The organism is Bacillus pumilus, assembly GCF_038738535.1.
In the GTDB taxonomy this organism is placed as follows: domain Bacteria; phylum Bacillota; class Bacilli; order Bacillales; family Bacillaceae; genus Bacillus.
Genome location: NZ_CP046128.1, coordinates 818,226 through 832,110, shown reverse-complemented (window position 1 = coordinate 832,110; position 13,885 = coordinate 818,226). Strand labels below are relative to the sequence as shown.

The following is a 13,885-nucleotide window of genomic DNA, read 5'->3' as shown; positions in this document are numbered from 1 at the left end:
CTGTCATTCCCCTTTGTCTAAAACGTGATCAATTGTATCAAGATCAAAGCCTTTTCTGAATAAAAATTGCTTCACTTTCATCTTCTTTTCAAATGATCCGTCATATCCTACCTTGCGTTTTGCCTTCTCCAGCATATAGAGGAGGGCTTCTTCTTCCTTTTCCTCTTCTTGTCCATCATAGGCTTCTTGAAGGGCTTTATCAATGATCCCAAACGAAAATCCCTTTCGCTGCAGCTGAAGCTTGATACGCTGCTCGATCTCTTTTGCAGAACGATTTTTTTCTTTTCTCACAAGCTTGAGAACCTGCTTCACAGCTTCCTCCAGCTGTAAGTCATCAGGATATTGCGATAGCGCTTGTTCAATGGTGTCATCGTCTATGCCTTTAAGCTTTAACTCTTTTTTCAGGACGGACGGCCCTTTGCTGTTCGTTTTACGGTGGGTGCTTACATAGGCTTCCGCAAATTCGAGATCATTTACATACTTGTAATGCTTTAATTTGTGTATAATTTCACTAATAGCAGGCGCTGGAATTTCTTTTTTCGTCAAATAATCGGTCACTTCTTTCACCGATCTCATTCGGTAGGATAAATAATCGACGGCCTGCTGAAATCCTTTTTTCACAGCATCACCGAATTGAATTTCAATGATATCTGCTTCGTCCAGCTCTTTCCCTTTTTTCAAATCGTGCTGGACGAGCACATCTAGATCAACGCTAAAGGCGTACTTTTCATCAAGAAAGATGTTCACCCGCTCCGTATTGTTTTTCTGAGCGGAGATTTTTGTAATATAGGGCATCCTGTGATCACTCCTTTTTTAAAACAATCAGGATGTTTCTTCTGATTCAAAATCGTGAAAAATATAGGTATATATATGAGAGGAGAGATGTCAATTGAATATCGCCATCACCGGAGGAACCGGTTTTATCGGCCAGCACGTCACTAAAGTGCTCGCTGCTGAAGGACATCATCTATATATTTTAACAAGAAATCCAAAGGAATCCGAACAAAATCATTTACACTATGTGCAGTGGCTGACAGAAGGTGCTGCGCCTGAGCATGAACTGCCTGCCATTGATGTCTGGATTAACCTTGCTGGAAAATCCATTTTCACACGCTGGACAGACAAGACAAAAGAAGGCATCCTCTCTAGCCGTATTCAATCCACACAAGAAGTGAGGCGCATTATAGAAGCGCAGGAATCGAAACCATCTGTGCTCATTCAAGCTAGTGCTGTCGGAATTTATGGCACGTCTCAAACAGGAGATTTTACGGAGGAATCACCTCCTGCGGATACTGATTTCTTAAGTCATACCTCAAAGCTTTGGGAAGCTGAGGGGCAAAAGATTGAAGCACTCGGCATTCGTACCGTCTACACACGGTTTGGTGTCGTGTTAGGAGAAAAAGGTACACTGCCACTGATGACTCTGCCATATAAGCTGTTTGCCGGCGGGACGATCGGCTCTGGTTCGCAATGGGTTTCATGGGTTCATGTCGAAGATGCGGCACACCTCATTGCTTATGCGATACACCATGACGACTTCTCAGGTCCACTCAATGTCACATCACCGAATCCTGTGCAAATGAAGCAGCTCGGACAAACGATTGCGTCTGCCCTTCACCGCCCTCACTGGCTGAAGGTCCCATCCTTTGTCATTCAAACGGCACTTGGTGAAATGTCATTACTTGTTTTAGAAGGCCAGCGTGCGCTGCCGAAAAAGGCGCTGCTTTCTTCTTATGACTTTTTGCATCCTGAACTAAAAGAAGCGATTTTGCATTCAGAGGAATAAATTTTGTCAAAAACACCCATCCTATTAGAAATGAGATGAGGGGGCGATTTTGATGAAGAAAAAAGAACACCAGCCAACTTCAAAGCTGAAGAAAACCCAGGAAGTCCTGTATCAGCAGGAATTCAAAAAAGCAGAAAGAGCAGCAGCAGAAAAAAGAAACAAATAAGATGGATATTCCACTCCAACAAGCACATAACTAAAGTGATCTTGTAAAGGAGGGAAAGGCTTTGAAAAAAGACCAACACCAAAAATCCAACCACGAGCTTGCAGCACAAGAGACGGATGGCGAATATGTTGAATTTTCCAAAGAACTTGCAGATCCGAATGACGTAAAAGCAATGGCACGTATGAAAGCAGCCGACCAGCGCGCCAAAAAACAATAAGTAAAAAAGCAGACACTTTAGCGGTCTGCTTTTCTTTTATTGAATTTCAGTTAAAAGACTTGATGCTTTCTGACGTGATTTTTCCTCAGGCACCTCTTCTGGATAACCAATGTGAAGGATCGCAGCAAAACGCTCGTTTTCCTTTAAGCCCATGTCTTGTTGAAAGCCTTTGTCATATAAAATGCGGCCGCTCTTCCAGACCATACCGATCCCTTGATCCCACGCAAGCAGCTGGAAGTTTTGAATAAGCGCACTCACGGCGGCAAAATCATCATTTCTCACCACAGGGTTCTCGTCTTCTTTTAGCACGACAAGTAAAAGCGCTGGGACCTTAGAAAAGTAATCTCTATATTGATTGATCTTTTCTTCCTTTGCATCTGGGTTGTTGCGCTGAAAGAACGCAATGAAGCGATCAACAAAAGTTGCTTTGGCCTCATCCGTCACCGCATATAGAAAGCGCCATGGCTCCGTGATTTTATGGTTCGGTGCATAGACTGCATCCTCTAATAACGGCTGAAGCTGCTCAATGGTCACCGGCGTCTCTTTGAATTTTCGAATGGATCGTCTATATCTGACAGCGTCTCGAACCGTTAACGCTTCTGTTTGTTGTTTGATTTCTGGCATATCTGTCATCCTTTCAATCAATCTTAATTGAAATTGATTCTCATTCACATTATAAACATCATTTAGGGCAATTTGCAAATGGTGTTTCCCTTCCTGTCTGCTAAAAAGTTGTTTGACTTTTTCAAGTAATGTTACAATCATATTACGTTTTAAACAAATTTTGATAAAAAAACCATGATGATGAAATGGTTTCAGGTATTCCCATTTTGTCTGATTCGGTTATTTTGTCAAAAGGCTTTCAACCCATGATTGGAAGGGAGGCTTCTGGATGGAATGAAAATCAATATCGGGCAAATCATCAAGCTCTACCGTTATAAACAAAATATGACCCAATCTGAATTGGCAGAAGGAATTTGTTCTGTCTCTCATTTAAGTAAAATCGAAAATGGCTCAAAGGAGGCCAATCAAGATACCATCAATTTACTGCTTGAACGGCTGGGCATCAGTCAAGAAACGCTGTCACAAAAGGCGCGTCACCTGCTGTCACTCTTGGATGAGTTTCAAATGAATATGTATTTCTATGCACTCGATCAAGCTGAACAAAATGCAGAAATGATCATTCAGCACGAAGAACAGTTCTTTTCGCTGGATTTAGGCATTCAGTATCATCTGTCCTTATTTCAATTTTATTTATTAACGGACAAACAGCCGCTTGCCTTAAAAACACACCGCGTGCTTAAAAAGTTTGAAAAAACCTTTATTGAAACAGAAAAAGAAATTTTCGAATATTTAGATGGCATTCATCTAATAAAAAATGGTCAGCTTGAAGAAGGCTTAAAAAAACTTGAGAGCTGCTTTTCTTACGCGTCTGTTGAACAAAGTGACCTATATTATCACTATGCAAAAGCACTCGGAAATATGGGACATCTTGGTGATGCGCTTGAAGCGACACATCAAGCGATGGATTTATATAGACAAAAGAACAATTTCAAGCGGATTATTCACTGTACACTCATTCATGGCGTGATCTCACTGGAACTAAAAGCCTTTCAAACGGCGAAGAAATATTTAAAAGAAGTGATTATGCACACGTCCCTTCACCCTGATGCCTATATTAAAATGACGGCTTATTTTTATTATGGGGTGCTCTTAAAACGTGAAGGCGATTTCTCTTCAGCTGTGCCTTATTTACTAGATTCACTCAATTACTTTAATCAAGAACAGATAGAAGACCGTTACTGTGAAACATTGTATGAAATTGCGACATTATATGCTGAATATGACCGCAAAAAGGCACTTCCCTACATACACGAGCTCTTAAAACAGCCTCGTATTCAGCCAAATTGTTTATATATGATCAAGATCTATAAATTGATGATTGAGGAAAACCCTCTTGATTTGAAAACCTATTTGATCGAAGCAGCCCTTCCTTACTTTAAACAAAATGAGCTGCACAGTGAGTACTTGTTTGCTCTTAGAACCTTGCTTTCCTATGCGGCTTCTGAGCTTGACGAACGTGCATATATGTCCTATACGAGAACGCTGCTTGATCACTTAGCATCATATGTTCCCTATTACAAAAAAGCATGACCTTCTGCCGATCGAAGGTCATGCTTTTCCTATTCATTAAATGGTCTTCTGTTGATCTGTACCAGGACGAGTGACTTGTTTGACAGAATGAATGTACCGTTTTCTCGCAAAATAATCATACGCATGCTGTCCAAAGCCTAACCAAATGCTGAGCACGATGAATGGGATCGTTCCCCATAATGCAGGGATATTGCAGGCAATTCGCAGCCACGTATAGATCCCCGAATTTTTTTGGTTTTTGGCTAAGGAAATAGACACGATTCGTTTTTCTGCCTTCTCTTCACTTATTTTGTTCAGCTTGAGCAGCTGCGAATGCCTAAAGGATTCAAAATGAATACGGTTCTTCCAATCGAGAGCTTTCAACAAGTCAATCGCTTTTGCACATGAAGGACTTTGCCCGTCATAAAACACAAGCAGCCTCAGTGATTTGATGGAACGCTGTTCTCTTTTTTTCGATTCAGCGAGCTTCTTTTTTTCTTGATCGAGATAAATGATTTTTTTCATAGATTGATCGCCAGCCCTTTTCCGTCATTTGTTTTTTAGTTCGTTCAAAGGAGATTACAACTAGATTACTATAGTTGCTGGGCCTCTTGTATTGGGAAAAAGCAAACCAACGTGCGTTATATGAGCCTTTAGATAAGGGCAAAATTGAGGTTTTCATGGCACATATGAGGTTTTTCAACTAAAAATGGTTGGGAAAATCTTGATGCTTTGCGGTTTTCTGCGGTTTTTTGTAGAATTCTGCGGTTTTTCTACATCTTTATGCGGTGTTTTGTAGGTGAGACGCAAAAACAAGATAAAAAAAGACTACTTCCCGTTGCGGCGAAGTAGTCTTTTGGTTTATATTTTTTCCAAAACTTCTACTATTTCTTTCTCAATATCTTTCCATAAGTAACGATCTGTCGTATAGTGGTGTGCGGCTTCTTTCGCAAATACTTGAAAAGCTTCTTCAAAATCAGGTGCATCCTTGTCTGGTTTTTTCCCATCAACAAAGCGCTGTGCTTCTGTTGAGCGTGGCCCCCATTTTCCTACTTCATTCCCGTCCTGATCAATGATCACGATAATCGGAATCGATCTTGCGGTCCCGTTCGTTAAATACTGATCCATCAGATCTAGATGCTCGTCCCGAATGAAATAGCGCGCATCAATGAGTGCTTCACTCGCGATACGCATGAAAATTGGTACATTGACCATCGCATCCCCGCACCAATCCGCTGTGATGACAAGCGCTCTGAGCTTTTTCTTTTGCAGCTTTTGAAGCAGCTCTTTTTCTTTTTGATGAATTGCGTACTGATTGTACACCGTGAGCAGATTTTCTCGGTTTTTCTCCATGTTGTGTACATATGTACGTTCAGTTAATCCCTTTGTAAACCATTCATTTAATGTCATATTTACATCCCCCTTACCCTTCAACTTTACCACTTTTGCTATTCTTTTGTCTAAAAAAACCTTCACCTAGTGAAAGGTAAAGGTTTTTGATCTATGGACGCCGGTTGCGATTTGGGTCCATCCCAATCAGCTTGGTGACAAGCACCATTGTGACAGGTAATGATGTATTCTTTTTATACGCTAAATATTTTCCGCGCCACTCGGGTTTATATTTCTGTTTAAACGACCTTAATCCGCTGAAGCTGTACATAAATCTGACGTTGTTGAAAATGACACTCGCCAAACGCTCCGTGAGGAAGGACTGATGAAACGTCCCTACATTTGATAAAGGCGCCATTCCCATGTTAAAGGATTTGTAGCCTTTTTCTTTCGCCCATTGAAAAAGGTGGATAAACAGCGCATCCATCATCCCGTTCGGTGCATCATGCATATGACGCATTAAGTCGATAGAAATCTCCCCTTCTTGATACATCGGCATTAGTGACACAAAAGAAATGATCTCCCCTTGTTCATCCTTCAGAATCGCAACCGGTGCTTTTTGAAGATAATCTTCTTGAAAATAGCCGAGCGAAAATCCTTTTTCTTTTTTCTTTCCGAGCCAGCTGTCAGAAATCTGTTTTAAGGTTGAAATGAACTCATCTGAAAAAGGCGGTTCCAGCATTTCAAACGTATAGCCTTCTCGTTCAAACTTATTGGCCACAGCCCGTAAATTTGATTTTTTCTTACCGGAGAGAGAGAACGTTTCTAAATCGACCATGGCTTCTTCTCCAAGCTTAAAGAAATGAAAGCCTAAGTCATGATAAAGTGCCATTCCTTCCCGTTCTACTTGATAAAAAGCGACGCGATAGCCTGCTTTTTCGGTCTGCTGTAAAAACTCTTCAAGCACAAGTGGATAGGACGCTTTACGTCCAGAGGGATCTCCGAGCACAATGACGCAGCGGCCAATTCGTCCAAATTGAAGCATCGCCTCTCCATCACTTGAGAAAAATAATTTTTTATCGCCTAAAAAGCCAAGATGACTGAGGGCATTTCCGCCCTTTTCCTCTAAAAACGTTTTTAATTTTTCCTCATCTGCTATTTCTCCAATAGGAAATGCTTTTTTATTAAAAATCAATTTACTAATGAAAAAGAAAAGTGGTACACCGATGAGAGCAATCATGCTCGTCATCGTGATATGCCGTTCATTATGCACCAGGTAATCCTTACTCAAGAAATGCCCAATTTTTGTCCAAATAAAGTTGCCGATGACATTATAGTTAAACAGCACGAGTAAATATCCAGCGGCGGCCGCCACAAACTGATACAAGGAATAAGGTGCCTGCTGCTTCACAAATTGATTTCGAAGAGAGAAAAATACAGCCATGATGACTGGCAGAATAAAGATGAGACTCAGGTTAAATCCTTTTAACAAAGTAAACACAAAGCCGCCTGCTAGGGCGATCATCGTCAGCACATACGATCTTTTTGTTCGTTTATACACTTCAATGGACAATATCATCAGAATAATTCCGAACATTAAAGAAAGACCATTAAATCCTGATAACAGAAAGCGTGGAATGCTGGTAATCACGCCTAATCGATCGACAGGAAGCACAACAGACGCCATGATGAGCAAGCCGCTTCCAAAGGTTAAAATCGATAAAGATCCGTACAATAAACGGATTAATAAAGCACGGTGCAACACAATTAAGACGTTCGTTGTTTCTATGGCAGGTGCCATTCTCGGATTGCCTTCAAGACGTCTAAGCGTCGTTCCCGTTAAATCGTAAGCAGCTAGACAAAGGCCAAGGATAAACGGGAAAATCGAGTACACGAAGCGGTACAAAACGAGCGCCGTCAGCACCATCTCTTTATCAAACCCAATGTACTGCATGCTGAGTAAAAAGATGAGATCAAACGAACCAAATCCGCCCGGAACCATACTGATTAAACCGCCGATTGACGCAATCGCAAATACGCCTAATACAATCCGGACATCGACGTTCATCCCCATAGAGACGACAGCCATGTACATGACAAGACCAGCTGCCAGCCATTCTAAAAACGATGCACCGATATAAGCGTAAATCGGATGCTTCAGTCCATTTTCACCGCTCTCAATCGAGCTTTTTCGAATTGATGCCATGATGATATATATCGGTACAATACAGGCAAAGATGATAACAAAGGCCCATAGCCACGGCTCTTGGCTGATAATACTTTCTACAGGAAGCACCCTCACCAAGATCAGATCACTGAAAATAGATAAGCCCAAAAGGACCGAGGAAGTCAAAAGGGCAATGCCTTTCAGCAGTTTTTTCGTATCGGTTATGTACTCCTTGTATAGAAGCGTTCTAAGCCCTGCTCCTGATAGACCGCCGAACCCAAGGACACTGTTAAAGGAGTTCGCAATCCAGGAAATGCGAATCGTTTTCCAGCCGCTGATGGGCATATTAAGGCTTCTTCGTAAAATAAAATCATATAAGGACATCGATAACACTGCGACAAGTCCAAGAAAGACAAGAATAAACAAGTCCATTCGATTCAAGCTGTCAATAATATAAAACGTCTTTTTAATGGAAAGGCCGCTCAGCTCCTGCTTGGCGACAAAAATTAAGACAAGGATGATCACGATCGGAAAAAGCATTTTTAAGATCGTCATACCCGTTTTTTTGTTCCACATGTTTTCCCCAACTTTCTAGGTTGCTTCATTTATTTAGACTGAACATTATTATACAACAAATACCACTTGATTCATGCAGTTTAACATTCAAAAGCTTGACGAACCTTTCAATTAGAAGTAAAAATCAGTAGTATAGAGAAAAGAGCCGCTTAAAGGAAGTGAACAAGCGTGGAATATAATATTCATGACACCACTGTATTAAAAGAAGAGATTCTATCTCCAGAGGAAAAAAAGACATGGGTGCTTTATATGAAAGTACTCACAGCTGCAGGTCTTGGAGATGTTTCAGAATGGATGAAGCTCGATATGAGTATGCCTCAAATGAAGGTGCTCATGCTGCTCAATAACCATGGCTCTCTCAAAGTATCCGAAATCGCTGAAAAAATGGGCGCTTCTCTATCCAATATGACAGGTCTGCTTGACCGGTTAGAACAGTCTCACTTTGTCGAGCGAAAACACTCTGAGCGTGACCGGAGAATCATTGTCGTAGAACTAACGGAGGAAGCGAAAAATATTTTCAGAAGCATTTATCAAAAAGGACACGAAAAAATCAAAAATTCCCTGCAACGGCTCAATGACGAGGAAAAAGAAAAAGTCAACGAAGGGCTGGCTATTTTAGAAAAAGCACTGCGTCCTGAACGCGGCTAAACATGAAAAGGAAAAAAGACGGTCACTTGAGGTCCGTCTTTTTTATTTCTTCTTCTACTAGTTTATCTGAGAGGATAAACGTTTTTTGAATAACTCCCCTGTCATCCCATAAAAGGTAGTTGGTGGAGGGCATGATTTAAGTTGTAAGGTCTGTAAAAGTACTGATGAGATACAGAAGAAGTATTCCAAACATTTAAGAGTAAGTTAGATCGTTATAAGAAGTCATATAAAAACGAATAAAAGAATTGAGTTTTCCAGGCAGAAGAAATGTTATTCATCTTGCTAATTCCCTATTTATTAGTGAGGTGTATTTATGGCAGAAAGAGATCATTATAAAAATTTGTTGATAAAACTCTGTGAAGATCAGGGAATATCAACTCGTAAACCTAAATTTGAACAAGTTGAAAGTTTGATTCTTATTAATCTTAAGAATCAATTAAAAGAAGGAGTTGACTTGGAATGTTTTAAGGTTTTAAACCTGATCCATCAAACAGTCTCACCCTTTGGAATAAAATTTGACCAACAGCTTACTTTGTATCCTGGTGGAAATCGTTTGGACAGAGTGACAGTTTCTTTTGATAAAGATGATTACGAGCTGACCGGTGACACGAAATGATTTTTGAAGGTGGTGTGTGCAATAGTTTTGATTTTTAAGGAAGTTCAAAAAATAAACTTCCGGGCAATACCAGGAATGGGGTCCCGCCAACCAAATGACATAAAACCCACGCTAAGGGGTACCGCCAGAATTTCGGAAAAAAACATGCTAAGAGTATGCAAGATTTTATACAACTTTTAAGATAATCCAGTAACAAACAAGGACCCTAAAACGGCGCCAGATAGGAATGTATAAAAAAATGCATAGATTTATAGAACAAAAAAAGGGGGTCCCTTGTGAGAGTAGGGTTCCTCCTCTATATTTGCTACCGTTAAATGAGACGTTATGTTAATTAGGTTTGTATAAAGTATTCATGTTTTCCTTAGAATAAGATCAAATAATAATTTAAATTAATATATAGCCATATAAATTATTACCATTTGAAGAATCGCAAATAAATATATTGCATAGAAAGCTTGAATTGAAATTTTATTCATATAATAGGCAATAATCATACATACTGGAGAAATAAAAAGTCCGTTATATTTTTTTACAATTAAATCAGACTCATTCCATCCATTAAAATGTATCGGAATTTCGTTATAACTAAACGGATAATTTAAGATAGAAATTAAAAATGTTAATACAATAACTGCTAAAAGAACTTTATTGTTAAATAACCAATACATATCTCTCCTTACCCACCAAAAAATCATTATAATTAATTATAGAATGTTAATATATCATTTGTAAAATATGTATTTTAATTTATAACCCTCAAAGTAATTAATGACAAAAATGCACTTCCAATAACATGTAAATAAGCTGTCCATATGGACGGCTTATTGTATGTTTTTGCTTAACGTGGTTTTTTTCCGAAATGCTGGCGGTACCCTATCACTATTAAGTAAGGTGTCATCTAAATCAAATAGCATTGCTTTATAATCTCTTAATTAACTTCACAGCCTTTCTTATATAAATAATCCCTAGTTCGCACCTTCAAACTTTCAATTTACTAAAAAATGTAATATTTAACTATCGCACCCAATAATTGAAGATAAGCAAACTGAGTTGTCAATTGGCAACCAATTCTTAAAATCAAATTCATTTCTTTGTCAATCATTATGTAAAATCTATTACAACGGGGTTGGAGCATTAATTAGTTGGTCAAAATTTATTTCTAAAAGTTGTCCTGCGTGAACCAAACCACTCCCAAAACCGTACATAAGAACTCGATCTCCATTTTTGACTTTTCCTTCACGGATTCCAAGGTCAAGAGCTAAAGGAATTGTAGCAGCAGAGGTATTTCCATAATTGACTAAGCTATAAAGTGTCTTTTCCAATGAGTATTCTAATTTTTCACAAATTGGTTCTATCAATCTTAAGTTAGCACTATGGGGTATAAACCAATCAACTTGATCTAAACTCGTTTGTGTTTTTTCTAAAATCTTTCGTATGCTGTCTGGAATATTTCTTACAACCCATCGAAAAACTTCTCTACCATTTTGTACAAGACATTGAGTATCGATTAACTCAATATCATTGACCTTTTTTGATAGTCCAGAACGATATACATGTTGCGCTCCTCTTCCATCACTTCCTAGATGGAATCCAATGAAGTCGTTGGATTGTTCATCTCTTTCAACTAATACTGCACCAGCACCATCACCAAATAGAATGCATGTACTTCTATCGGCATAATCCGTAATTTTTGAGATTGTGTCTGCTCCAATAACTAATACCTTTTTGTGGAGTCCAGAAGAAATTAAACCGTTTGCTGTATGCAATGCATAAACAAATCCTGCACACGCTGCACTTAAATCTATAGCACCTGCTTGGTTTATATTTAATTGATCCTGTATTATGCTGGAAACAGATGGGAATGGGAAATCTGGTGTACTAGTTGCTACAATAATCATATCTACATCTTCAACTTTTTTATTATATCTGTGCATTAAATCTTTTACAGCAGATACACATAAATCACTGGTAAATTCATCAGAACGAGTTATTCTACGTTCATGAATTCCTGTTCTTTGGATAATCCAATCATTACTTGTTTCGACCATTTGCTCAAGCTCAAAATTTGTTAATTTCTTTTCAGGTACATAGGTACCAATAGCTGTAATTCTTGCTTTTGACATCATTTGTTTCTCCCCCTTTACTATAATTACACTAAGTTTTATAATCTAATATTAGTACCAGATACTAATATTGTCAAAAATTAAAAATGAAAATACTGATAATTGAAAATCCGCTTGTGAAAATATAAAAAGGGAGAGGGAGTCATGTTCAATACTCAACAAATTAAAGAAATTATTCCACATCGTTATCCGTTTTTATTAGTTGATTGTATTCTTGAAATAGAGGAGGGAAAACGCGCAGTTTGAATTAAAAATGTTACTACTAATGAAGAGTGCTTTAATGGTCACTTTCCAGAATATCCAGTATTGCCAGGTGTTCTAATTGTAGAAGCGTTGGCACAAGTAAGTGCAGTTATTATGTTAATGAAAGATGAAAATCGAGGGAAAATTGGATTATTAAGCTGTTACTATAACGTATCTCCAAAAGAACATATTTCGCTATATAAAACAATGCCGCCATGCAAATAAACATGGCGCCAACAATTTTTCTACCAGACATATGATGTCTCCTTTAATTCCATTGATTTCTTTTGATTAATTCCGTGATATGGGCAAGGTGATGCTTTGAATGCCAGACGTACATTCCTGTTGCATCATATAAGGACACCGTTTGTTGATCGGCTGGGTGATAATAAAACGCATTGAAGTCTTCCTCTGACATTCCCCGAAGTAAAGTAACCCACCTGCGATGCAGACTGCTGATCAAGGGAAGTGACAGGCTGATGGGCGCCTTGCTGTCTGGAAGCTCGGCAAATCCCTCCTGATCGTATGGACGTATATCCGGTGTCTCTTCTGTGAGCGCAAGTTTGAATCGTAAATAAGCATTCAGGTGGCTGTCTGCTACGTGATGAATGAGCTGACGGACGGTCCATCCTCCAGGCCGATAGGGTGTATCCAGCTGACCATCTGTCAACTGATAGGTCACCGCTTCATACTCTTGTGGAATCGCAGCCAACTGATCAATCCATGCCTCAAGCTGTTCTTTCGTTTTTTCTTCAACCGGTTCATATAAGCCAATCGGATATTGTAATGACGTCATACGCTCTCCCCTCTCTTAAAATCCTTCCAGCACAAATTTGCCAATCATTTTTCCTTGCTCAAGCGTTTGATGTGCCTGTTTCAAATGAGCAGCATTGATCGGACTGAGAACCTTTGTTAAGGTATGCGTTAATGTTCCCTGTTCAAATGACTCAGCTGCCTCTGTTAAAAGCTCATGCTGTTTGATCATGTCCGCTGTTTTGTACATAGGGCGTGTGAACATGAACTCCCATACAAATGCAGCACTTTTATTTTTGAGTAATTGAATGTCTAGATTGTGCTGATTCTCGACAATGGTACAGATCGTGCCTTGGGGTTTTATGGCTTCTGCCATGCCTTTGAAATGTCCATCTGTGTCATTTAAGCATAAAATAAAATCCACTTCGCCTATTCCTTTTTCCTGAAGCTGCGCGAGAAGCGGCTCATGATGATCAATGATATGATCGGCACCTAATGACAGACACCACTCTTTTGTTTCAGGTCTTGATGCGGTGGCGATCACAGTGGCATTCGCTAATTTGGCTAGTTGAATGGCGATAGAACCTACACCGCCTGCACCACCGATGATCAGCAGTGTTGCCCCTTCTGCATTTCGCTTCATATGCATCCGGTCAAATAACGCTTCATATGCCGTAATGGTCGTCAGAGGCATCGCGGCTGCTTCTGCAAAGGAGAGATTGGCAGGCTTTTTCGCCACAATCCGTTCATCCACAAGCTGATACTCACTATTTGAGCCTTGACGCGTGATATCTCCCGCATAGTATACGTGGTCACCTGGCTGAAATAATGTACACGCTTCACCGACTTCAACAACCGTGCCGCTTGCATCGTAGCCAAGAATTTTCAGTTCTTCTTCCTTCTGATCCTTCGGTGATCTCACCTTTGTATCAACTGGATTCACTGAGACTGCCTCTACCTTCACCAGTATATCCCTGCCCATTGCTTTAGGCTTTTCTACTTCCTGATCCATCAGGCTTTGCTCATGCTCAATCGGTAAGTACTCCAATAGTCCAACGGCTTTCACTCGCTCGCACTCCCTTTCTCCATGCTTCTTTTCCACATTTTATCATAATTTTCTGATGTTTT

The 13,885-nt window shown here is 39.6% G+C and carries 15 protein-coding genes and 1 pseudogene; 7 read left to right on the top strand and 9 right to left on the bottom strand.

Going from position 1 to position 13,885, the window contains the following annotated elements; genetic code table 11:
* Positions 1–3: 3 nt before the first annotated feature.
* Positions 4–795: a recombination regulator RecX gene (gene recX / locus GKC25_RS03920; protein ID WP_034665014.1), complete on the bottom strand. Its 792-nt coding sequence runs from the start codon at positions 793–795 to the stop codon at positions 4–6.
* Between the two features lie 94 nt (positions 796–889).
* On the opposite strand from recX, the gene GKC25_RS03915 reads away from it, so the two are divergent.
* The 3 genes from GKC25_RS03915 (at position 890) to GKC25_RS03905 (ending at position 2,169) form a co-directional block, all read left to right on the top strand.
* A complete protein-coding gene (locus tag GKC25_RS03915) occupies positions 890–1,786 on the top strand; it encodes a TIGR01777 family oxidoreductase (protein WP_106038448.1) in 897 nt (298 codons plus the stop codon).
* Positions 1,787–1,838: 52 nt separating this feature from the next.
* Positions 1,839–1,952 carry a YfhE family protein gene (locus GKC25_RS03910; RefSeq protein ID WP_080869592.1) on the top strand — a complete coding sequence of 38 codons (114 nt, stop codon included), beginning with the start codon at positions 1,839–1,841 and terminating at the stop codon, positions 1,950–1,952.
* Between the two features lie 61 nt (positions 1,953–2,013).
* On the top strand, positions 2,014–2,169 hold the full coding sequence (locus tag GKC25_RS03905) for a YfhD family protein (protein ID WP_034665021.1): 156 nt from the start codon (positions 2,014–2,016) through the stop codon (positions 2,167–2,169).
* Positions 2,170–2,205: 36 nt separating this feature from the next.
* Here the strand turns inward: GKC25_RS03905 and GKC25_RS03900 are convergent, their stop codons facing one another.
* The gene (locus tag GKC25_RS03900) at positions 2,206–2,793 is read right to left on the bottom strand and encodes a nitroreductase family protein (protein WP_223249939.1); all 588 of its coding nucleotides are present in this window, start codon (positions 2,791–2,793) and stop codon (positions 2,206–2,208) included.
* Between the two features lie 273 nt (positions 2,794–3,066).
* On the opposite strand from GKC25_RS03900, the gene GKC25_RS03895 reads away from it, so the two are divergent.
* Positions 3,067–4,323: a transcriptional regulator gene (locus GKC25_RS03895; protein ID WP_034665024.1), complete on the top strand. Its 1,257-nt coding sequence runs from the start codon at positions 3,067–3,069 to the stop codon at positions 4,321–4,323.
* A 36-nt stretch (positions 4,324–4,359) separates the two neighbouring features.
* Here the strand turns inward: GKC25_RS03895 and GKC25_RS03890 are convergent, their stop codons facing one another.
* From GKC25_RS03890 to mprF, 3 genes are all read right to left on the bottom strand, one after another.
* Entirely contained in the window at positions 4,360–4,827 is a 468-nt protein-coding gene (locus GKC25_RS03890; RefSeq protein WP_034665027.1) for a thiol-disulfide oxidoreductase DCC family protein, read from the bottom strand.
* Between the two features lie 336 nt (positions 4,828–5,163).
* Positions 5,164–5,712, bottom strand: a complete 549-nt coding sequence (locus GKC25_RS03885; protein ID WP_187704411.1) for a thioredoxin family protein — start codon at positions 5,710–5,712, stop codon at positions 5,164–5,166.
* A 91-nt stretch (positions 5,713–5,803) separates the two neighbouring features.
* Complete coding sequence (gene mprF, locus GKC25_RS03880; protein ID WP_034665032.1) at positions 5,804–8,374, bottom strand: bifunctional lysylphosphatidylglycerol flippase/synthetase MprF; 2,571 nt, start codon at positions 8,372–8,374, stop codon at positions 5,804–5,806.
* A gap of 168 nt (positions 8,375–8,542) precedes the next feature.
* Here mprF and GKC25_RS03875 point away from each other — a divergent pair, with 168 nt between their 5' ends.
* Both GKC25_RS03875 and GKC25_RS03870 read left to right on the top strand, forming a co-directional pair.
* Positions 8,543–9,022 (top strand): MarR family transcriptional regulator, encoded by a 480-nt coding sequence (locus GKC25_RS03875; protein ID WP_003217817.1) that lies wholly within the window; start codon positions 8,543–8,545, stop codon positions 9,020–9,022.
* 313 nt (positions 9,023–9,335) lie between these two features.
* Positions 9,336–9,638, top strand: a complete 303-nt coding sequence (locus GKC25_RS03870) for a hypothetical protein (RefSeq protein WP_095286102.1) — start codon at positions 9,336–9,338, stop codon at positions 9,636–9,638.
* Between the two features lie 389 nt (positions 9,639–10,027).
* Here GKC25_RS03870 and GKC25_RS18460 read toward each other — a convergent pair whose 3' ends face one another.
* Positions 10,028–10,306, bottom strand: coding sequence for a DUF1648 domain-containing protein (locus tag GKC25_RS18460; protein ID WP_170938432.1), 279 nt, complete (start codon positions 10,304–10,306; stop codon positions 10,028–10,030).
* A 447-nt stretch (positions 10,307–10,753) separates the two neighbouring features.
* Complete coding sequence (locus tag GKC25_RS03865; RefSeq protein ID WP_075611048.1) at positions 10,754–11,764, bottom strand: ketoacyl-ACP synthase III; 1,011 nt, start codon at positions 11,762–11,764, stop codon at positions 10,754–10,756.
* Positions 11,765–11,905: 141 nt separating this feature from the next.
* Here GKC25_RS03865 and fabZ point away from each other — a divergent pair.
* Positions 11,906–12,196: pseudogene (fabZ, locus tag GKC25_RS03860) on the top strand (3-hydroxyacyl-ACP dehydratase FabZ); the annotation flags it as partial.
* A 76-nt stretch (positions 12,197–12,272) separates the two neighbouring features.
* On the opposite strand, the gene GKC25_RS03855 reads toward fabZ, so the two are convergent.
* Both GKC25_RS03855 and GKC25_RS03850 read right to left on the bottom strand, forming a co-directional pair.
* Positions 12,273–12,800: a YfiT family bacillithiol transferase gene (locus GKC25_RS03855; RefSeq protein WP_095286100.1), complete on the bottom strand. Its 528-nt coding sequence runs from the start codon at positions 12,798–12,800 to the stop codon at positions 12,273–12,275.
* A 15-nt stretch (positions 12,801–12,815) separates the two neighbouring features.
* The gene (locus GKC25_RS03850; RefSeq protein ID WP_034665041.1) at positions 12,816–13,823 is read right to left on the bottom strand and encodes a zinc-binding alcohol dehydrogenase family protein; all 1,008 of its coding nucleotides are present in this window, start codon (positions 13,821–13,823) and stop codon (positions 12,816–12,818) included.
* Positions 13,824–13,885: the final 62 nt, after the last annotated feature.